15 protein-coding genes and 1 pseudogene (1 of these 16 only partly in view) are annotated in these 21340 nt (G+C 66.8%); 11 read left to right on the top strand and 5 right to left on the bottom strand.

What is annotated here, in order from left to right:
* Nucleotides 1–72 precede the first annotated feature (72 nt).
* Genes ACFXKN_RS13115 through ACFXKN_RS13100 form a run of 4 tightly spaced genes read right to left on the bottom strand, consistent with a single transcriptional unit; the run spans nt 73 to nt 3095 of the window.
* A complete protein-coding gene (locus tag ACFXKN_RS13115; protein ID WP_378940935.1) occupies nt 73–852 on the bottom strand; it encodes an ESX secretion-associated protein EspG in 780 nt (259 codons plus the stop codon).
* Entirely contained in the window at nt 849–2054 is a 1206-nt protein-coding gene (locus ACFXKN_RS13110; RefSeq protein WP_378940933.1) for a hypothetical protein, read from the bottom strand. The genes ACFXKN_RS13115 and ACFXKN_RS13110 overlap by 4 nt, the downstream gene beginning before the upstream one ends.
* A complete protein-coding gene (locus ACFXKN_RS13105) occupies nt 2054–2479 on the bottom strand; it encodes a hypothetical protein (RefSeq protein WP_378940931.1) in 426 nt (141 codons plus the stop codon). Before ACFXKN_RS13105 ends, ACFXKN_RS13110 begins: the two co-directional genes overlap by 1 nt.
* A 34-nt stretch (nt 2480–2513) precedes the next feature.
* Nucleotides 2514–3095 carry a DUF3558 domain-containing protein gene (locus ACFXKN_RS13100; RefSeq protein ID WP_379433026.1) on the bottom strand — a complete coding sequence of 194 codons (582 nt, stop codon included), beginning with the start codon at nt 3093–3095 and terminating at the stop codon, nt 2514–2516.
* A gap of 204 nt (nt 3096–3299) precedes the next feature.
* On the opposite strand from ACFXKN_RS13100, the gene ACFXKN_RS13095 reads away from it, so the two are divergent.
* The 7 genes and pseudogenes from ACFXKN_RS13095 (at nt 3300) to ACFXKN_RS13065 (ending at nt 8288) form a co-directional block, all read left to right on the top strand.
* The gene (locus tag ACFXKN_RS13095) at nt 3300–4115 is read left to right on the top strand and encodes a DUF6159 family protein (protein WP_378940927.1); all 816 of its coding nucleotides are present in this window, start codon (nt 3300–3302) and stop codon (nt 4113–4115) included.
* Between the two features lie 221 nt (nt 4116–4336).
* Nucleotides 4337–4456 (top strand): annotated as a pseudogene (locus tag ACFXKN_RS13090) (PPOX class F420-dependent oxidoreductase); the annotation flags it as partial.
* A 419-nt stretch (nt 4457–4875) separates the two neighbouring features.
* A complete protein-coding gene (locus ACFXKN_RS13085; RefSeq protein ID WP_378940925.1) occupies nt 4876–5928 on the top strand; it encodes a type IV toxin-antitoxin system AbiEi family antitoxin domain-containing protein in 1053 nt (350 codons plus the stop codon).
* Between the two features lie 110 nt (nt 5929–6038).
* Nucleotides 6039–6827 carry a nucleotidyl transferase AbiEii/AbiGii toxin family protein gene (locus tag ACFXKN_RS13080; protein ID WP_378943121.1) on the top strand — a complete coding sequence of 263 codons (789 nt, stop codon included), beginning with the start codon at nt 6039–6041 and terminating at the stop codon, nt 6825–6827.
* Between the two features lie 335 nt (nt 6828–7162).
* Nucleotides 7163–7624 (top strand): hypothetical protein, encoded by a 462-nt coding sequence (locus ACFXKN_RS13075; RefSeq protein WP_378940923.1) that lies wholly within the window; start codon nt 7163–7165, stop codon nt 7622–7624.
* Nucleotides 7625–7681: 57 nt separating this feature from the next.
* The gene (locus tag ACFXKN_RS13070; RefSeq protein ID WP_378943116.1) at nt 7682–7804 is read left to right on the top strand and encodes an XRE family transcriptional regulator; all 123 of its coding nucleotides are present in this window, start codon (nt 7682–7684) and stop codon (nt 7802–7804) included.
* A gap of 58 nt (nt 7805–7862) precedes the next feature.
* Nucleotides 7863–8288 carry a PPOX class F420-dependent oxidoreductase gene (locus tag ACFXKN_RS13065; RefSeq protein WP_379433025.1) on the top strand — a complete coding sequence of 142 codons (426 nt, stop codon included), beginning with the start codon at nt 7863–7865 and terminating at the stop codon, nt 8286–8288.
* Here the strand turns inward: ACFXKN_RS13065 and ACFXKN_RS13060 are convergent.
* The gene (locus ACFXKN_RS13060) at nt 8285–8914 is read right to left on the bottom strand and encodes a DUF3105 domain-containing protein (protein ID WP_379433024.1); all 630 of its coding nucleotides are present in this window, start codon (nt 8912–8914) and stop codon (nt 8285–8287) included. The two genes, ACFXKN_RS13065 and ACFXKN_RS13060, sit on opposite strands and share 4 nt — an antisense overlap.
* A gap of 239 nt (nt 8915–9153) precedes the next feature.
* On the opposite strand from ACFXKN_RS13060, the gene ACFXKN_RS13055 reads away from it, so the two are divergent.
* The 4 genes from ACFXKN_RS13055 to ACFXKN_RS13040 all read left to right on the top strand — a co-directional run.
* Nucleotides 9154–9408: a type II toxin-antitoxin system Phd/YefM family antitoxin gene (locus ACFXKN_RS13055; RefSeq protein ID WP_378940917.1), complete on the top strand. Its 255-nt coding sequence runs from the start codon at nt 9154–9156 to the stop codon at nt 9406–9408.
* Nucleotides 9405–9839 (top strand): type II toxin-antitoxin system VapC family toxin, encoded by a 435-nt coding sequence (locus ACFXKN_RS13050; protein WP_379433023.1) that lies wholly within the window; start codon nt 9405–9407, stop codon nt 9837–9839. Before ACFXKN_RS13055 ends, ACFXKN_RS13050 begins: the two co-directional genes overlap by 4 nt.
* 31 nt (nt 9840–9870) lie before the next feature.
* Nucleotides 9871–10614 (top strand): precorrin-4 C(11)-methyltransferase, encoded by a 744-nt coding sequence (gene cobM, locus ACFXKN_RS13045; RefSeq protein WP_379433022.1) that lies wholly within the window; start codon nt 9871–9873, stop codon nt 10612–10614.
* A gap of 420 nt (nt 10615–11034) precedes the next feature.
* Nucleotides 11035–21340 carry the 5' end (the start) of a non-ribosomal peptide synthase/polyketide synthase gene (locus tag ACFXKN_RS13040; RefSeq protein ID WP_379433021.1) on the top strand. 34265 nt of this gene lie beyond the right edge of the window, so only the first 10306 of its 44571 coding nucleotides appear in the window; the start codon lies at nt 11035–11037; its stop codon lies beyond the right edge, outside the window.

The following is a 21340-nucleotide window of genomic DNA, read 5'->3' as shown; positions in this document are numbered from 1 at the left end:
AGAACTCCTTAACCTGGCCTCGCCCCGTTCACGCTAGTCGGGGTCAGGGGTCTTGCGTCGGGATCCGAGTAGTCACCACGGATTGCCGTATGTGTCATCCATATCAGGTTGGTTGAGGCGGACGGCGGCGTCGATCCATTGGCCGAGCTGGCTTGCCTGGCCTTGCGGCGTGGCGGGTTTGACGTTCAAGTCGTTGTGGAGGCGGGTGATGGTGTATCGGCCGTCGTCGGTGAAGTCGTGCCATTCGGTGCTGTGATGCGGTTCCGGGCGCTCGAGGACGGTGCCGAGATAGAGAGCAGCGCGGCCGCGGCCGTCGGTGGGACGGTTGAAGAATCGGCGGGCACGTTCCGACGGCGAGTTGTGGGCGACATCCTCGAAGTAGGTGTCGCGTCGGGGCGACAGGTCGCTGGTGTGGAACGTCGTAGCTGGGTGGGTGCCAGGCGAGGCTTTGGGAAGACAGTTGATCAGCTCGTGGGGGAGGTCGTCGGGGCGACCGAGGTGGACGGTGATTGGGCCGTCAGTACCGTCCCGGTTTATCTGGCTGATTACGACGGCCTGGAAGTCGTTGCGGGTGGCGTGGACTCGGTAGGCGGCTGTCGTATTGTCTCGGGTTTTGGTTGTGCTGCCTGATATTTGGATGCGGAAGGTAGCGCTGGTGGCGGTGTCGATCGCGCGGCGGATCATGATGAGTTCGTCGCGTGGGTAGCTGTCGAGGAGTTTCGCGCGGTGGTTGTCGAACTCTTCTTGGTAAGGGAAACGGGAGGTGTAGTGCAGGGGGCGGGGGAAGCGGTCGACCGCGTCGCTGTACCAGTGGATCGCGAAGTCGTCGGGGTCGAAGGTCCAGTCAGTCACTTCGACTCGCCTTCCTGGTCGGCGGGGAGGGTTTGTGCTGAGAGGAATCGTGCGCCGATCGCTTGGGGTGTGGCCTTGGCGATCTCGCCGATCAGTTCTCGGGTGTTCTCTTCGTTGATCAAGTAGTCGGGGGTCTCGTGGGTGTTTTCGTCGTCTTTTCCGCCACCACGGCCCGCGCCGGCGCCCATCATGCCGGGGGCGCCCGTCGTCCCGCGTCCTGCGCCACCTGCTGCGGATGCGGCCGCGGCCGTGCCGGTGACAGCGGCCGCGGGGATGCCGGGTATCGCACGGCCTGGTGTCGGTACGGCGGCGCCGGGGACTCCTGCTGATGGGGAACCACCTGACGGGCTGCTTGGGCTGCCCGATGAGCCCGGTGCGTTCGGTGTCGTAGTTCCCGGTGTGGTCGCCGGTGATTCCGTGGATGCGGCGGCGGTGTCGTCGTCGGAAGTTGTGTCGTCCTCGGTGTCGTCTTCGGCCGTGTCGTCGCCGGTGGTGTCGTCCTCGGTGTCGTCACCGGTGTTGTCGTCGTCTCCCGTGTTTTCGTCCCCGGTGTCCGGGTCGTCGCCGGTGCCGTTGTCCTCGTCTTCATCGTCGCTGCCGCCGCCATCATCGCCACCGCCATCGCCGTTGCCATCATCGCCGTCGCCACCGGGGACGAAGGAATCGGTAACAAGGCTGGTGGGGTGATCGAGCACGGGCAGGCCTGCGTCGACGACTCCGAAGGCCTCGACGTATTTGGCCTTCATGATGGCGCGGGCGTCTTCCTCGTCATCGTTGCGGCCGTCTTCGAACTCGTCGTTGTTGATCCAGCGGTCGTTGATATCCCAGATGTCGGGGTCTTCCTTGCGCGCAGGGAGCGAGGATTTGGTGTCGGAGGAGGAAAGGGCGGACGAGGAGATCAGTCTGGCGACTGTCTCGAAGGTGGGCGTGAGTTCTTCGGCCTTGGTGGTGTAGGACGAGATCGCGTTCTTCGAGGCCTCGGCGGCGTTGCCTTCCCAGGCTTCGGCGATCGCCGCGTGCATCCGCTGCCGGAATGTCGCCAGTCCGACTTCCCAATCTGTCTTTGCTTGCCAGAAGACGGCGACGGCACCGAATGACGGATCGACGCCGACGGGGTCGAAGCTGTCGATGATCTTGGCGTGGGACAGCTCCTGCGGGCGCTCGGTGCGGGGTGGGATCTTCGGGTTTTCGGTACCGGCCATCAACGCCCGCCGGGGATCTGGTCCAGGCGCTCGGTCTCAGCGTTGAAGCGAGCGGCGAACGCTTCGTCCTCGGCTACGAAACGATCGCGGACGGCGACGTGGAGCAGGCGAATGTCTTCCACGGCGTCCCAATGTTCCTTCAGCACGGTGTGGTAGTCGTTACCGCCGTCGCTGCCACTGGCGATCTTGCGGAACCGGTCAGCCATCGTCTGAGCTGAGGTCAGAATCGAACCACCGTGGTCACCGAACCCCCAGGTCTGGATCTTGGCGACGTCGTCGATATTGGTTTGAATCGCCAGAATCGTCGCCTGGAATGATGCGCACTCGTATTCGATCTTGGCGAACTCTTCCGGTTCCATCCGGACTGTCAGATTGCCGTTCTTGGCTTCGGTGATCAGCGGGGCCAGCGGTGTCGTGCCGGTCATCAGGGTTCCTCCCCAGGTCCATTCAGTTGTGTGCTCAAGCCCCGGCCGGGATGCTCGGAGCGATCTTCTCCGCGAGCGTCCGAGCGATCGTGCACGCCGGAATATGCCCGGTGTCGGGGACATATTCCGGGTTGCTGATGAAGATGTCGAGGCTGCCGTCCTGCATCTCGACATTCGCGGTGCAGACACGGTCCGGGCCGGGCGCGTCAGCGTCCTGCTGACGCGAGACGATCACTTGCCGTCCGCTCACGACGAACTCCTCCGCATCGGTGAAGTTCCGTGCCCGGATCATCTCCAGTGTCAGATTCGTGGTTCTGATCTTGGTCCCGTACCCTCGCCCCCTTTTATTTCCCCAACCGCACCCGCGCCACTTCACCCCGTTCGGCGCATCGAGATTGGACTCGGGGTTGCGGTCCGGGCGCAGATTCTCGGACTCGAACACCTCGGCGGGTACCTGGGTGCAGGGATCGAACCCGGTCGGCACCTCAGCGGCGAATGTGGGGGCCGTATTGGCGGGCTGTTCAGACGGTGAATCCGGTCCGCAGGCGCTGATTGCGAGCACAGCACCCACAACAGCGATTGCCCCACGCCAGCGCTTGCCCTGTACCCCCGCCATCGTCCCCGCCGATCCCCTCGACCGTGTGCCGCCGCAGCCGGTCCACCAAGTTGATATCGGGCGAAGGCTATCAATTCGGTGTCGGCCGGGCAACCGCGCAGGCGACCGCCGACCCACGCGCAGTCAAGCCTCGTCAAGTTGACGGCACAGGACGACCGGATACGCTGACCGCGTTGTTCGATCGTTGAATGAGGGGGATCACGGGTGGCGTTCGCGAATTCGTGGCAGATGTTCAAAACTTCGGCCGCCGTGCTGAAATCGCGCAAGGAGCTGGCGGTCTTTCCCGTGATCTCCGGTGTGGCAAGTGTAGCGGTGACCGCCACGTTCATCGTGCCGATCGTGGCGACGGACCTGTGGGACACATCCTCGGCAGCAACCTACGTGTTGTTCGGATTGATGTATCTGGCATCGGCTTTCGTCACAGTGTTCTTCAATGCCGCGCTCATCTCGCAGGCTGATGTCGCGTTGCGGGGAGGCGATCCCAGCGTGGCAGGTGGGATCAGCATCGCGGCAGGAAAGTGGCCGCGCATCTTGGTGTGGGCGGCGATCTCGGCGACGGTGTCGCAGTTGCTGCGGGTTCTGCAGGACCGGGTCGGATTCCTCGGAACGATCCTGGCCGCGATCGCAGGAACCGCCTGGCAGGTCATCTCGTATCTCGTGCTGCCCAAGATGGTGCTCGCCGACCGTGGAGTCGTTGACGCCGTGAAGGATTCGGCCGCGGCGATGAAGCGGACCTGGGGTGAGAACGTCGTCGGCAACGCCGGACTCGGCATTTTCGGCTTCCTTCTCGCTGTCCCGGGCGTACTTCTGATCATCGCGAGCGTCTCGATACTCGGATCCAATGTCGTTGCAGCACTGATGGTTCTACTCGTTGGCATCGCTTGGCTGATCGTGGCTGCCGTCGCAGTGTCAGCGCTGTCTGGGATCTACCAGACCGCGCTGTACCGGTTCAGTGTCGACGGAATCGTGCCCGGTGCTTTTGCTGAGGCACGCCTGGCCGAGGCGTTCCGGCAGCGCTGACCCGCGCCTCTTGCGATCGAGGGTAGCGCCGAGCCCATCGCGCCCACAGAGTAGTGCGCGCGAACGCTGATCGTCGATCATGGGCGGAGCGCTGCCGCACCAAGACCTATCTGGGAGCGGTCCGTGGGCAAACTGGTTCGATGGTTGCCTGCTCATGGAAATAGCCTGGTGCTGGCCGGTCGGTACCGCGAGGTGGCGTCTTGTTGGCCTAACCTGGGCCCATGACTTCCCTGTCTGATCCCAAGGTGCGCGAATTTCTCTCCCACGGCACGCGAACAGGCAAGGTCGCGGTCACGGCCGCGGATGGGCGTCCGCTGGTAGCGCCCGTTTGGACGCTGGTCAATATGGTCGTCGCGGCAGGGATGCGACCAATACTCACCGCCGAGAGGATCGACTCGGTTCGGTCTTCGGCAGGGCCGGAGCGGTAGCGGTAGGCGAACCACGCGGCGATCGCCACGCGCAGGACAACGGCGAGGACAACGAGCAGGGGAAACGCTGTCGTTTTTGGGGCCGTCAGTCAGGGGTTGGGTGGCATTGATCGCGGTAACCATGCGCTCAGGATCGAGGAAGGGTTCTCCACCTACGTTCGAGGCGATGGTTGATTGGCCGTTGTGGGCGGCGCGGACGACTTCATGCGGCGATACCGTGCCGTCGCCGTGGCGAGGGGGATCTCGGGCGGCGGAGGTACCGCCGTCCCTGAATTTGGCGCAATAATTGCGGCCGGGTCGACATAATCGACAGTAACGTATATTTTCGTGGCATGAGAGCGGATAGTCGTGCTGCTGAAGTGGTGGCGCTGGCTGCTGAGCAGAACGGTGTGGTCACCAGCCGGCAAGCCCACGCAGTAGCTGGTGCCACCTCGCACCAGCTCAAACGCATGGCCGATTCGGGGCAGCTCGAGCGCCTGCATCATGGCATTTATCGGGTCGCTCATTTCCAGTCCGACCTGCATCAACCCCAGCGCGTCGCGTGGCTGGCTATCGATCCCGGGCTACCGGCGTGGGAGCGCCTGGATCAGGACGTGCCCGGTGGTGTGCTTTCCCACGCCACGGCCGCGCGGATGCACGATCTCGGCGACATGGATGCCGATACCGTCGAGCTGACTGCGCCGCGCCGGATTCGGCTCTCGCTGCCCGATGTCATCGTTCACCGTGGTGAACTCACCCGCGACGATTGGGAGATCGTCGACGGTGTTCCCGTGACGACGGTCGCGCGCACGATCGGCGACCTGGCCGCGGTGACCGTCGACGCGGGTCACCTGGGCTCGGTGGTGCGTGACGCGGTCGCCGGTGACCGGATCTCCGCGGCACAGGCCGCCGACGCCCTGGCTCCCCACGCGTTCAGCTACGGGCACCAGCCGTTCGACGGCGCGGGGTTCCGCGATGCGCTCATCGATGAGGCCGGGATTCCCGCCAGCGCGCTCGCGCTGGCCCGCATCGCCTCACAGTCGGAGCTCGTGCAGCAGCGGGACAAAGTTCTCGATCAGCTGCTAGAGGCGAACGATGGCAGATCCAGCATCATCGACGTGCTCGAAACGATCGGACGCGCCACCGACCCGCATGTGCGACGCCTCACCCGCCTGCTCGCCGCCGACTCCTCCTCGAACGACGATCCGGCCGGTGCGGGCAAGCGGCGAGCGCTGCTCGAGTCGATCGTTGCTGATATGCAGTCCGTGGCCGAGATCGAGCGTTTCGGTGATCAGCTCGCCGCGATCGCTGCGGCCGCCGACCGTCTGGACCCTGAACGCAGGAGCCCGCGCGTCACCGAGGCCGTTTCACTCGCGGCCGAGCACGTGCAGCGGGAGCGGCGGTGAGCGCGGCGGCGCGTTCACCGCGCGAGACCCGAACCAGCGTCACCCACCATCTGCAACGCCACGCCGCCGAGGGGCCGCAGAACTTCGGCGAGCTGCAGCGGCGGTTCGTGATGTCGCGGTTCCTGGCCAGAGTTTTCAGCGCTGATCCACAAGGCTGGATCCTCAAGGGCGGTGTCGCGATGATGGTGCGCCTGCCTCGGGCCCGTCATAGCACCGACATTGACCTGCAAGCACGTGACGGGGATGATCCGATCGCCGAGCTCGAACGGATCGTGCGCGACAACAATATTGACGCATTCCGGTTCCAGGTGAAAAAGCGCTCCGCACTCGCGGGCGGCAAGGGCGTGCGTATCACCGTGGAGGCACGGCTTGGGCCCACGGTGTTCGACACGTTCAAGATCGATGTCGTGCGGCCGCGTCGGGAACTGGTCGGCGCGGTCGAGCTCAAACGTCTTCCACGCCTGGTTGATACCGCCGACTTCCCGGAAGATCCCGAGGTGCAGCTCTATCCGGTCGCTGACCAGATCGCCGACAAAATTTGTGGCATCTACGAGACCCACCCTTCAGGCGCTTCCGGCCGATTCCGTGACCTTGTCGATCTGCTGCTGATCGCCGAGTATCTGCCGATCGACCTGGGCACGGCGGTCGACGCCCTCGAACAGGAGCGAGTGCTGCGCGCCATCACCGACCTACCCGCCACGATCACGGCGCCGAGCACCGATTGGATCGCGGGGTGGAGCCGCCAGGTAGCGACGAGCCCACTCGGAAATCATCACCACAACCTCGACGCGGCGCTGGTCGCGGCCGGGTGCTGCTACAACCGGGTGCTGATCTCGTTGCCAGTCGTCGACCGTACGGCCAGGTGGAACCCGGAAACGGCCACCTGGCAAGAAACGTGACCGCTGTCGGTGTGTCAGCGCTGTCTGGGATCTACCAGGCCTCGTAGTACCGGTTCAGTGTCGACGGAATCGTGCCCGTTGTTTTTGCTGAGGCACGCCTGGCCGAGGCATTCCGGCAGCGCTGACCCGCGCCTCTTGCGACCGAGGGTAACGCCGAGCCCATCGCGCCCACAGAGTCGAGCGCGCGAACGCCGATCAGGAGAAGGCATGGACGGATGAGATCGGACATCCGGCCCGGGCACTCCCGATGTCGGGCGCGTGCCACGGTACTCCTGATCATCGCGAGCTAACTGCCGCACCGAGAACTCCTCCAAGAAGTAGCCGAAAGGATGTACGTGGACGACGACGAACGCGAGGTATGGGAGTTCGCGGTGGGACTCGGGCTCCCGGACGAGACTGGGCCGGGCGCACTCGACGGGGAGGGGATCCACCCGATTGCCCTGGCGCTCGAAGAGAGTGTTCATCGGATCGAGGGGGTGAACCGAATCCCGTGCTACACAAGCTTCGGTCCGGTCACCGCATTCGATGAGTTCGCGCAGCGCGCATGGGGCGACGCGCACGACGCGGCACGCGTTCCAGCGGAATGCTGCCTCGCTGTCTACGTCACCGATGACGAACTGGACGTGTTGGTGACTGCGGTTGTCGAGGACCTCGGTATCGCCGCGGGCGGGTACTCGACGGCAGCAGACCGGAATGTCACTGTAGGCCTGCGAGCCATCTCGATGGATTCGCCGGAGAACGGTTTCTATCAGCATCTCGTCGACCAGTATCGCGATCAAACCAGTGCAACGAGTTGAGTTCGTCCCGATTGTGCCCGTTCAGGAAGCCGCCGGGTTGCTGACTGCCCCGCCTCGATACAGAGGCGGGGCAGATCGGCTCTGATGCGGGGAAAGATCAGCCTGTTCAGCTTGGACGCGCTGGTGAATATGGTTGTCGCGGCCGGGATGCATGTAGAGATGAGTGTTCGTGCGGCGTGAGTGACTGGCCGGGCGCGCGCTCACGCGAGGTGTCACCTTGTTGGTCTACCCTGCGCTCATGGCTTCCCTGTCGGATCCTCAGGTGCGCGAATTTCTTTCACACGGCACACGAACGGGCAAGGTGGCGTTCGCTGGTGCGGATGGGCGTCCGTTGGTGACGCCGGTGTGGTTCATCGTCGAAGGTGATGAGCTGGTTTTCAATACGGGCAAGGGCACCGCCAAGGGGCGGGCTTTCGCGCGTGATCCTCGCGTCGCATTGAGTGTTGATCTCGAGGAGCCGCCGTATGCGCTGGTCGCGGTGCAGGGGACGGTCGCGCTGTCCGAGGACCTCGATGAGCTTGTGCGTACCGCTACCGCTATCGGTGCCCGATACATGGGTCCGGACAGGGCGGCGGAGTTCGGTAAGCGCAACGGCGTCCCCGGTGAACTCGTGGTGCGGCTGCGGCCGACGAAGGTCATCGCGCACTTCGATATGACGGGCTAGCGGGCGCCGTCCATCGGTACCGCGTCAGGGCCGGCCGGGGTCGGGTCGTAGGGCGGGGGATCGTTGCGGTCGAAGAGGGGAGACGAGCAGGTCGCTCCGACTTCTGGTGTGGTGTATGGGTTTTCGCGGAGGGCGACGATGAACTGGTCGATGCGTTCGTCGGTGGCGGAGTCGAGGGTGAGTTGGTGGCCCCATGACTGCAGAGAGATCGGGTGCTCCATGTCGGGGATGGGTGACATCAGGGTGTACTGCCGGTCGGTCACCTTCGCGCTCAGCGTCGCCTGATCCTGCGGGCTCACCTTCGCGGGGTTGTAGGCGATCCATACCGCGCCGTGTTCGAGCGAGTGCACCGCGTTCTCGGAGCGCAGGGCCTTCGAATAGACGACGCCGGTGCAGGCTGCCCATTGGGAATCGTGCGGTCCGCCGACCGGGGGAATCGACGGGTAGGCGACTCGCTGGGTCGGCAGCACGTGCGGCTGTCCAGGCTTGATCTCGGTGACGACGACGCCGGAAATCTGGAGCGAGGGGTCGTGATTGTCCGCTGATGGGGCGAAGCTGTCCGCGGCGACGGTTGCCTGGCCGACGATCGTGTCGGTCGAGCATCCTGCCGCCAAGGTCGCGGCCACGACCACAACCGCGCGAGCACCTGCGCCGCGCACTCCACCGGTCCTACTCGAAACCCGCATCGCGGACCCCCGTTTCATCGTCGCCGACGCCTGCCGTCCGATACAGAACCTACTTGTCTCCGTCTCTCGGCCCACAACCAGCGGGGACGGCTGACGGCTGCTGTCGGCGCGGCATCTGTCGAGGATCGACATAAGTGGCTACAATGAGGGAAATATTTATGGCCACAATAAGGAGCGTCATGGAGATCGGTGTGCGCGAGCTGCGGGACCATCTCAGCAGCCATTTGGCCGACGTGCGCGCGGGCCGGGCTGTGACAGTGACCGACCACGGTAAGCCGATCGCCCGCATCGTCCCCGTTGATCGGCTGACCGCCTTGGAGCAGTTGCGGGCCGAAGGCCGAGTTCAGCCGGCCCGAAAGCGCAAGCAGCCTGCGGCAGAGCCGGTTCAGGGCAGCGGAATCGTTTCTGACCTGATCGATGATCAGCGCCGGTGATCGGCTATCTCGATACCTCGGCGTTCATCCCGCTGTTGGTCGCCGAGCCGAGCAGTGCCGCGTGTAAACGATTCTGGGACCTCGCCGATGATGTCGTCTCGTGTCGGCTGCTCTATGTCGAATCAGCGGCGGCGCTGGCTCAGGCACACCGGATGGGCCGACTCGACGAATCTCAGTTCCGTGCGGCCTCGCGCCTGCGGGACGATTTCTGGCAACAGATCAACGTGACTGAGGTGGACGAGAAACTGGCAGAGTCGGCGGCTGCCCTCGCGGAGCGGTATGCGCTGCGCGGCTACGATGCCGTCCATTGTGCAGCTGCCGCACAACTCGAGGACCCTGATCTGGTTGCCGCGTCGGGTGACGGGAAGTTGCTCACCGCTTGGAAGGCGCTCGGGATCGCCGCGTTCGATTCGAACGCACCGGGGCTGTGACGGGCTGGAAGCGGTCCTTACACTCCTGTGCATGACCGTGCACTTCATCGGGGCAGGCCCCGGCGCCGCCGACCTGCTCACGGTGCGAGCGGTCAACCTCTTGCGCGATAGCCCGGTCTGCCTCTATGCGGGTACCTATCTCGATCCCGAGGTCCTCGCGCACTGCGCGCCCGGTACCGAACTGATCGACACCCAGCACCTGGACCTGGACCAGATCATCGACCACCTCGTGCGTGCCGACCGAGCGGGGCGGGATGTGGCACGGCTGTGCTCGGGCGATCCCTCGATCTATTCGGCCCTTACCGAGCAGACTCGCAGGCTCGACGCCAAAAACGTCGCATGGGACATCACTCCGGGCGTCCCCGCCTACGCGGCTGCAGCAGCCGCTCTTGGCACTGAGCTGACCGTCCCTGAGGTCGTCCAGTCGGTAGTCCTCACCCGAACCCAGGCCCGCTCCACGGCGATGCCCGAAGGTGAGGCCCTGGCGAACTTCGCCGCGACCGGCGCGACCCTCGTCCTCCATCTGGCGATCACACGGATCAGCGTGCTGGCCGAGGAGTTGGTCGCCGAGTACGGCGCGGACTGCCCGGTCGCCGTCGTCTATCGCGCCAGCCAACCCGAACAACTCGTCCTGCGCGGCACCCTGGCCGACATCGCCGATCACGTGGAGGCGGCGGGCCTGCGTCAAGCCGCGGTGATCCTGGTCGGTCGCGCCCTGTCCACGTCCATCGACTGCGCCCAGTCGCACCTCTACGACCCCGCCAGGGCCCGGTAAAACCCACTGCCACAACAGCAGACCGGTCGGTGTGATCCATCACTCAGTTGTCGAGGTGCACAGGGCATCCGGCAGGGATGTGAGAAGGCGGACAAGCGTCAGCAAACGCGGGTCGCGGGCTTCACCTGGGACGATGCTCGCCAGCTATGGAGGTGGTTGGTTGCGGGGCGGGCACACCGGTAGATTGGTGCGATGGTTTGCGACGAGTAGACCGGCGCTGGCGGCCGGGCGGTCAGGTGCATGGTCTCGGCTGTGTAACGAGACCCGCCCGGGTGACAGATAGTGCCAATGGACATTTTTGCCTGATTGATTCGAGAACTGAACCCGAGACGCGGGCGCCCCGCTGGAGATTAGGTGGGCGCTCGCGTTCCGGTGTCGTCGGGGAGCGCCTACCCAGGTGTTCCGGAAGCGAGGTTTGGGTTGGACCGGCTGGATTTCGGCGGAAACGGCGAAACTGGTGACGGACGTGGAGGCTCTTCGGAGTACTTCCCGCTCTCGCCCGCACAGCTGGGTATCTGGTACGCGCAGCACGTCGACCCACAGGTGCCGATCAATATCGCCCAGTACGTCGACCTGCGTGGACGCCTCGATGTCGCCGTGCTCGAGCGCGCGAGCGCCGACGCGGCCACCGACCTCGAATCGGGCTGGCTGCGCATCGTCGAGATCGACGGTGAGCCGATGCAGACCATCGATCCCACCCAGGACGCGACGCTGATCCATGTCGATGTGCGTGGCGAGGCCGACCCCGAAGCGGCCGCCGCCGCGTGGATGCGCGCCGAGTACAGCCGCCCGCTCGACATCGTTCGCGACCGCCTCGTCCAGGCCGCCGCGATCCAGCTCAGCGATGACCGCTGGTACTGGTACGCCCGCGTCCACCACATCATGCTCGACGGTTTCGGCGCCAATAACTTCGTCAACCGCACGGCGGAGTACTACACCGCGGCGGTGACCGGCACCCCGGTCTCGCCGAACAAGGCCACCGACCTGCGCGCGCTCTACGAGTCCGAGCTCGTCTACCGCGACAGCACCCGCTTCCAGTCCGACAAAGAACACTGGGCCCAGCGCGTGGCGGGTCTGGAGGAGGGCAGCAGCCTCACCGGCCGCTCGGCCCCGCCCTCGCCGGTCAACGACGTCACCAGCGCGGCGCTGAGCCCCGCCCAGGACGAGCGGCTCACCGCCGCGATCGCCCGCCACGACAGCACCGCGGCCCCGCTGCTGATCGCCGGCTTCGCCGCCTACCTGGCCCAGATCACCGGCACCGAAGACGTCATCCTCAGTCTCCCGGTCACCGCCCGCACCACCGCGGTGATGCGTCGCTCCGGCGGCGTGACCTCCAACATCGTCCCGCTGCGCCTGCGCGTAGGCCACGACACCACCGTCGCGCAGCTGCTGCGTTCGGTGACCACCGAGGTCTCCGGCGCCCTGCGCCACCAGCGCTACCGCCACGAGGACATCCGCCGTGATTCGGCGGGCGATGGCATGGTCTCCACGGAGTTCTTCGGCCCGTGGGTCAACATCATGCTGTTCGACAACCACCTGAGCTTCGGTGACATGGAGGGCACGCTCAACGTGCTGTCCACGGGCAGCATCGAGGACCTGGGCGTCAACTTCTATCAGTCGCACGGTGGCACCCGCTCCCACATCGACTTCGAGACCAACCCGAACCTGTACTCGGCGGCCGACGCGCACACCCATCACGGCCGGTTCCTCGAGTTCTTCGACCGGTTCCTGGCCGCCGATGCCGAGCTACCGGTGTGGAATCTGCCGGTTACCGGCACCGCGGAACTGGAACGCTCGCTGACCGAGTGGAACGACGCGGCACACGAGGTCCCCGCGACCACCCTGCCCGCGCTGCTCGACGCGCAGATCCCGCTCACCCCGGACAACATCGCGCTCGACTTCGAGGGCGAAACCCTCACCTACGCCGAATTCGGCGCGAAGGTGAACCGTCTTGCCCGCTTCCTGATCGCCGACGGCGTCGGCCCGGAATCGCTCGTCGCGCTCGGCATGCGCCGCTCGCTCGACCTGGTCATCGGCATGCACGCTGTGCTCAGGGCCGGTGGCGCGTATGTGCCGATCGACCCGGATCATCCGGCCGACCGCACCGCCTACATCCTCGAGTCCGCGGCACCGGTCTGCGTGCTGACGACCTCCGGCGACGACCTCGACCTGCCCGATACCGTCGCCCGCGTCGAGATCGATCGACTCGACACGACCGGTTTCGACGCCACAGCTCTCACCGATGCCGATCGCCTGTCTCCGCTGCGCCCGGACAACACGGCTTACGTCATCTACACCTCGGGTTCCACCGGTCGCCCCAAGGGCGTCGCGGTCACCCACCACGCGATCGTCAACCAAGAGCTGTGGATGCTCGACGAGTACCGGTTGACCGCCGATGACGTGTACTTGCAGAAGACCGCCACCACCTTCGACGTGTCGCTGTGGGGCTACTTCCTGCCGCTGATGGTCGGCGCGAAACTGGTTATCGCCAGCCCCGACGGCCACCGCGACCCGCTGTATGTCGCGGACATGATCGCCCGCCACGGCGTCACCGTGACGGACTTCGTCCCGTCCATGCTGACCGTGTTCGTCTCCCACGCGACGCAGGCCCAATGCGCAACGCTGCGTGCGGTTTTCGTCATCGGTGAAGCACTGCCCCCCGAGACCGCCGCGGGTCTGCGCGCGATCTCCGACGCCGGCCTGCACAACCTCTACGGCCCCACCGAGGCGGCGGTCTCGGTCACCTACTGGGAGGCCACCGAAGCCGACACCACCCAGGTGCCGATCGGTATCCCCGAGTGGAATGTCGAAGTCTACGTACTGGATTCGCGGCTGCGCCCGGCCGCGATCGGCGCACCGGGTGAGCTGTATCTGGCCGGTCGTCAGCTGGCCCGCTGCTACCGCGGCCGCCCCGACCTGACCTCGGACCGCTTCGTCGCCAACCCCGTCGGTGCCCCCGGCGAGCGCATGTACCGCACCGGCGACCTCGTGCGCTGGAACGCCGACGGCGTTCTGGAATACATCGGCCGCACCGACTTCCAGGTGAAGTTCCGCGGTCAGCGCATCGAGCTCGGCGAGATCGAGACCGACCTGCTCGCGCACCCGAGTGTCAGTCAGGCCGCGGTCCTCGTGGTCGATACCGCGACCGGCCAGCAGCTGGTGGCCTACATCGTGCCCGCACCCGGTCAGTCCGCCGACCCGGCGACGCTGACCCGCTTCGTGTCCGAGAAGCTGCCCGCCTACATGGTGCCCGCGTCGATCATGGTGCTCGACGCGTTCCCGCTCAATACCTCGGGCAAGCTGGACCGCAAGGCGCTGCCCGAGCCCGTCTTCACCGCTGCCGCAGGTGATTTCCGCGCACCGCGCACCCCGGCCGAGCAGATCGTGGCCGGCATCTTCGCCGACGTGCTGAGCCAGGTTCGGGTCGGCGCCGACGACAACTTCTTCGAACTCGGTGGCAACTCCCTGGTCGCCACCCAGGTCGTCGCCCGCATCGGTGCCGCCTTCGGCATCCAGCTGGGTGTGCGCGCGCTGTTCGAGACCCCGACCGTGGCCGGACTCGCCTCGCGCGCCGAATCCGCTACGCCCGCGGATATTTCAGCAGCCGTTCGCCCGCCGCTGGCCGCGCAGGCGCATCCCGAACAGGTGCCGCTGTCGCTGGCCCAGCAGCGGATGTGGTTCATCAACCAGTTCGACCCGACCGCGCCCACCTACAACCTGCCCTTCGTAGTGCAGATGAAGGGTCGCGTCGATGTCGACGCCCTGATCGCCGCGCTCAATGATGTTGTGGTGCGCCAGGAATCGCTGCGCACGATCTTCCCCGACGCCGACGGCGGCTTCCAGCATGTGCTCGGCGCCGACGAATTCGATCTCGGCATCGCGGTGACGCCGATCGACCAGTCGCGGCTGCGCGACGAGCTGATCGACTTCGCCTCCACCGGCTTCGACGTGACCCTCGAACTGCCGATCCGGGTGCAGATCTTCAAGGTCGTCGGCGGAACCACCAACGGCACACCGGAATACGCGGTCGCCTTCGTGGTCCACCACATCGCGGCCGACGGTTTCTCCTTCGGTCCGCTGGCGCGCGACGTTGCCACCGCCTACCTGGCCCGTGCCGCGGGCCAGGCCCCGGCCTGGATGCCGCTGCCGGTCCAGTACCGCGACTACACCCTGTGGCAGCACGAACTGCTCGGCGCCGAATCCGACCCGACCTCGATGGCCGCGCGGCAGCTCGACTACTGGCAGCGGGCCCTCGATGGCCTGCCCGACCAGCTCGACCTGCCCAGCGACCGCCCGCGCCCGCAGCAGCAGAGCTTCCGTGGCGCGCGCGTCGGTTTCGAGATCGACGCCGACACCCACGAACAGCTCGCCGCGGTGGCCCGCGCCAACGGGGTCACCCTGTTCATGGTGGTGCACGCCTCCCTCGCGGTCCTGCTCGCGCGTCTGTCGGGCACCACCGACATCGCCGTCGGCACGCCCATCGCGGGCCGCGGTGAGCAGGCGCTCGATGACCTGATCGGCATGTTCGTCAACACCCTGGTGTTGCGTTCCGACGTCGACCCGACGCAGCCGTTCACCGAATTCCTCACCCGCACACGCGAAACCGACCTGAGCGCGTTCGCCAACGCGGATGTGCCGTTCGAGCGGCTCGTCGACGTGCTCAACCCGGCGCGCTCGCAGGCACGCCACCCGCTGTTCCAGGTGGTGCTCTCGTTCCAGGAGATGTCGCACGGCACCCTGGAGCTGCCCGGTCTCACGGTCACGGCCGACGAGGTCGAGGTCGACATGGCCAAGTTCGACCTGCAGTGGACGCTCACCGAGGAACGCACCGGCACCGGCTCGCTGTCGGGCATGACCGGCGTGCTCACCTACGCCATCGACCTGTTCGATCAGTCGACCGTCGAAGAGCTGCTGCTGCGCTGGCGCCGCGTGCTCGACGCGATCCTGGCCGACCCGGCCGTCACCGTCGGCGCGATCGACGTGCTCGACGATGCCGAACGTGCCGACCTGGTCACCCGTTTCGGCGCCCCCGCCGCGGTGGCCCGCACGCTGCCGCAGCTGATCGCCCAGGCCGCCCGCGACACCGAGTCGACCGCCGTGGTGTTCGAGGGGACCGCGGTGTCCTATGGCGAACTCGATCGTCGCTCGAACCAGTTGGCGCGCTTGCTGATCCAGCAGGGTCTCGGCGCCGAGGACTTCGTCGCCGTCGCCGTACCGCGTTCGCTGGAGTCGGTGCTCGCGGTGTGGTCGGTCGCCAAGACCGGTGCCGCGTTCGTGCCCGTGGACCCGAACTACCCGGCCGACCGCATCGCCCACATGATCACCGATGCCGGTGTGTCCGTAGGTATCACGGTCACCGGTGAAGCCGGCGAGCTGCCCGATTCGGTGAGCTGGGTGGTGGTCGACGACCTCGACCTCGACCACATCTCCGACGCGCCGCTGGCCCCGCGCGAACTGGTTCGCCAGACCGATCCCGCGCAGCCCGCGTACCTGATCTACACCTCCGGTTCCACCGGTGTGCCCAAGGGCGTCGTGGTCACCCACGCCAGCGTCGCCAACTTCTGCGCCGAGCAGATCGACCTCTACTCGCTCGATTCCACCACGCGCGCACTGCATTTCGCCTCGCCCTCGTTCGACGCGTCGGTGCTGGAAATGCTGCTCGCCATCGGTCGCGGCGGCACGCTCGTCGTCGTCCCGCCGGGCGTCTACGGCGGTGAGGAACTGCGCGACATCCTCATCACCGAAGAGGTCACCCACGCGTTCGTGACCCCCGCCGCGCTGGCCACCTTCGACGCCCGCGGCCTCGATCACCTGCGGGTGCTCGCCGCCGGTGGTGAAGCGGTCCCGCCGGAACTGGTCGCCAAGTGGGCTGTGCGCCTGCCCAACGGTTCGCGGCGCATGCTGGGCAATGTCTACGGCCCCACCGAAACCACCATCGCGTCCAACCTCAGCGAAGGGCTGATCCCGGGGGAGCGGGTCGTCATCGGTGGCCCCATCCGCGGCGTCCACACCCTGATCCTCGACGACCGCCTGCGCCCCGTGCCGGTCGGTGTCGCGGGTGAGCTCTACATCGGCGGCGTCGGTATGGCGCGTGGCTACCACGCGCGCGCCTCGCTGACCGCCGACCGATTCGTCGCCAACCCGTACACCCCCGGCGAGCGGATGTATCGCACCGGTGACGTGGTGCGCTGGACCGCCGATCGCAATGTGGAATACGTCGGCCGCTCCGACTTCCAGGTGAAGGTCCGCGGTTTCCGGATCGAACTGGGCGAGATCGACTCCGCGCTCGCGTCGCACGAGACCGTCGACTTCGCGGTGAGCATCGGCCACAAGAACAAGGGCGGCAGCACCTCGCTGGTGTCCTATGTCGTCGCGGTGCCCGGTAGTTCGATCGATATCGCCGAACTGACCGACCACGTCGCGCAGCGTCTGCCCGCGTACATGGTGCCCTCGTCGATCATGGTGCTCGCCGCGGTCCCGCTGACCGTCAACGGCAAGCTCGACCGTCGCGCGCTGCCCGCGCCGGTGTTCGAGGTGCGCGAGTTCCGCGCGCCCACCACCCCGATCGAGCAGATCGTCGCGCAGATCTTCGCCGACGTGCTCGAGCTGTCGCGCGTCGGTGTCGAGGACGACTTCTTCGAACTGGGCGGCAACTCGCTGATCGCCACCCAGGTCGCCTCCCGCATCGGTATCGCCCTCGATACCCGTGTCCCGGTCCGCATGCTGTTCGAGGCGCCCACGGTGGCGGCGCTGGCCGCCCGCGTGGAGTCCCAGGCCGGTGACGGCGCGCGTAAGGCTCTGGTCGCCCGCGAACGGCCCGACCTGGTGCCGCTGTCGCTGGCGCAGCAGCGCATGTGGTTCCTCAACCGGTTCGACACCGCCTCGGCGGTCAACAACATCCCGGTCGCGATCCGGCTCTCCGGTGATCTCGATGTGGCCGCGCTGCAGGTCGCGGTCATCGATGTCATCGACCGGCACGAGTCGCTGCGCACTGTGTTCCCCGACTCCGGCACCGGCCCCGTGCAGGTGGTCCTCGATGCCGCGCAGATCGTCCCCGACCTCACCCCGTACCGGGTCACCGAGGACAACCTCATCGATCATCTGATCGATCTGGCGTCGATGGCGTTCGATGTGACCAGCGAAGTGCCGCTGCACGCACGGCTTTTCGAGGTTTCCGAGTCCGAGTACGTGCTCGGCATGGTGGTGCACCACATCTCCGCCGACGGCTGGTCGATGGCACCGCTCTCGCGCGATGTGATCATGGCCTACGCGGCCCGCACCTCGTGGGAAGCGCCGACCTGGGCCGAATTGCCGGTCCAGTACGCCGATTACTCGCTCTGGCAGCGTGAGGTCCTCGGCTCCGAGGACGATCCGCAGTCGTTGATCTCCTCCGAGATCGCCTACTGGGCGAAAGAACTCGCCGACCTGCCCGACGAGCTGGTACTCCCGGCCGATCACCCCCGCCCGCCTGCCGCGTCCTACCGGGGCGGTACGTACAGCTTCGTCATCGCGAGCGAAACCCAGCGCGCCCTGGTCGAATTGGGCCGCCGCTACAACGCGTCGCTGTTCATGGTCATGCACAGCGCGCTCGCGGTGCTGCTGGCCCGGGCCAGCGGCACCAGCGATATCGCGATCGGTACCCCGGTCGCGGGCCGCGGTGATCAGGCGCTCGACGACCTGGTCGGCATGTTCGTCAACACCCTGGTGCTGCGCTCGCAGGTCGACGGCGCGACTCCGTTCGCTACCCTGCTCGCCCAGGCCCGCGAGACCGACCTGCAGGCCTTCGCGCACGCCGACGTGCCGTTCGAGCGCCTGGTCGAGGTGCTCAACCCGGCCCGTTCGCAGGCCCGCCACCCGCTGTTCCAGGTGATGCTGTCGTTCCAGAACAACAAGCAGGCCTCGCTCCAGCTGCCCGGCCTCGCGGTGAGCGGTATCGACTACGACCCCCAACTGGCCAAGTTCGACCTGCAGCTCACCCTCACCGAGGTGCAGGACACCGACGGTGAAGCCGGCGGCATGGCGGCCGAGTTCTCCTACGCGCTCGACCTTTTCGAGGAATCGACGGTCGCCGCGTTCGCTCGCAGGCTCGACAACATCTTCGCCGCGGTCGTCGCCGATCCCGAGGTGTTCGTCGGCGATATCGATCTGCTCGCGCCCGAGGAGCACGCGCAGGTTCTCGTCGACTGGAACGACACCGCGCACGCCGTCGCGTACGGCACGCTGGTGTCGCTGTTCGACGCCCAGGTCGAGCGGACCCCGGACGCCGTCGCCCTGGTCTTCGAGCAGGAAGAACTGTCCTACCTCGAGCTCCAGGAGCGGGCCAACCGCATCGCCCGCCGCTTGATCGCCGACGGCATCGGCCCCGGTGACCATGTGGCACTGGCGATCCGGCGCTCCACGGAGCTGGTCGTCGCGATGTACGCGGTGCTGCAGACGGGTGCGGCTTACGTGCCGCTCGATCCGGATCAGCCCGCCGACCGCATCGGCCACATCATCGAGACCGCGCAGCCGCGCCTGGTGCTCACCAGCCGACGCGACTCGTTCGAAGCCGACGGTGTCACCGTGGCTGCGGTCGAGAACATCTTCTCGCCCGCCGACTTCAGCGGTGCCCCGATCACCGATGCCGAACGCGTGCGACCGCTGCGGGCCACCAACACCGCCTACGTGATCTTCACGTCCGGCTCGACCGGCCGCCCCAAGGGTGTGGCGGTCGACCACGCCGCGATCGTCAACCGGCTGCTGTGGATGCAGCACGAGTACCCGATCGACGCCGCCGACGCCGTCCTGCAGAAGACCCCGGCCACCTTCGACGTGTCGGTGTGGGAGTTCTTCTGGCCCTTGCAGACCGGCGCCCGCCTGGTCGTGGCCAAGCCCGACGGCCACCGCGACCCGGTGTACCTGGCCCAGATCATCGCCGAACGCCAGATCACCACCGCGCACTTCGTGCCCTCGATGCTGTCGGTGTTCGTCTCGACGCTGGGTACCAACGGGAACGGGCATGCGGTGCGCCTGCGTCAGGTGTTCGCCTCCGGTGAGGCGCTGCCCGCGCCCACCGCGCAGCGTCTGCGTGAGCTCACCGGCGCGCGCCTGCACAACCTGTACGGCCCCACCGAGGCCGCGGTCGACGTCACCTATCACGAGGTCGTCGACGCCGATGTGGAGTCCGTGCCGATCGGCCGCCCGGTGTGGAACACCAGGGTGTTCGTGCTGGATTCCCGGCTGCACCCCGTGGCCCCCGGTGTCGCGGGAGAGCTCTATCTGGCGGGCGATCAGCTGGCCGTCGGCTATCTCAACCGGGCCGATCTGACCGCCGACCGTTTCGTCGCCAACCCGTACGGCGCGGCCGGTTCGCGGATGTACCGCACCGGCGACCTCGTCACCTGGACCGCGGTCTCCGATGGTGACCTGACGTTCGGCGAGCTGAACTACCTGGGCCGCACCGACTTCCAGGTAAAGCTGCGCGGTCTGCGCATCGAACTCGGCGAGATCGAGGCGACCCTGCTGGCCCAGCCCGGCGTCGCGCAGTCGGTCGTCGTCGTGCGCTCCGACGCGCACGCCGGTGACCAGCTCGTCGGTTACGTTGTGCCAGAGGCGGAGACGACCGTCGACGTGGCCGCCGTGAAGGCGGGCATCACCGACGAGCTGCCCACCTACATGGTGCCATCGGCGCTGGTCGTGCTGGATGCCTTCCCGCTCAACGCTTCCGGCAAGCTCGACCGTAAAGCGTTGCCCGCGCCCGTGTTCGAGGCGAAGGTGTTCCGTGCGCCCTCGACCCCGATCGAGGAGATCGTCGCCGAGATCTTCGCCGACCTGCTCGGCGCCGAGCGTGTCGGCGTGGACGACGACTTCTTCGCCCTCGGCGGCAACTCCCTGGTCGCCACCCAGGTCGCGGCCCGCCTGAGCAAGGCGCTCGACGCCGAGGTCGGCGTGCGCACCCTGTTCGAGGCGCCCACCGTCGGTGCGTTGGCCGCCCGGGTGGAATCGCACGCGGGCACCGGTCTGCGTGCCGAGCTCACGGCCCGTCAGCGTCCCGAACATCCGCCGCTGTCGCTCGCGCAGCAGCGCATGTGGTTCCTGAACCGCTTCGACATCGCCGATACCGGCACCTACAACATCCCGGTCGCGGTCCGCCTGCAGGGCCTGCTCGACCTGCCCGCCCTGCGCGGTGCGGTCGCCGACGTGGTCGCCCGCCACGAAACCCTGCGCACGGTCTACCCGGTGTACGTGGCCCCCGAGTCGGGCCGCGCCACCATGGCGGACGGCACCGCCTATCAGAAGGTCCTCGCCGCCGCGGGCTCGATCCCGGACGTCGAGCTGATCGAGGCCGACGAGACCGATATGGCGATCTCGCTCTACGAGTTCGCCCGCCGCGGTTTCGATGTCACCGCGAACGCGCCTGTGCGCCTTCGGGTCTACGAGCTCAGCGAACGCGAGCACGTGCTGGTGATGGTGGTCCACCACATCGCCGCCGACGGTTTCTCGCTGCGCCCGCTGGTGCGCGACCTGATGACGGCCTACGTCGCCCGCACCGCGAGCACCGAACCTGGCTGGCCGCCGCTGGCCGTGCAGTACGTCGACTACGCGCTCTGGCAGCGCGAAATCCTCGGCGACGAAACCGATCCCACCTCGCTGATCTCCGAGCAGCTCGAGCACTGGCGCGGCGCGCTGGCCGACCTGCCCGACGAACTGCGCCTGGGCCACAAATCGCGGCCCGCGCAGGCCAGCT

The organism is Nocardia sp. NPDC059195 (assembly GCF_042754695.1).
Lineage (GTDB): Bacteria > Actinomycetota > Actinomycetes > Mycobacteriales > Mycobacteriaceae > Nocardia.
This window is presented reverse-complemented; position numbering and strand designations above follow the sequence as displayed.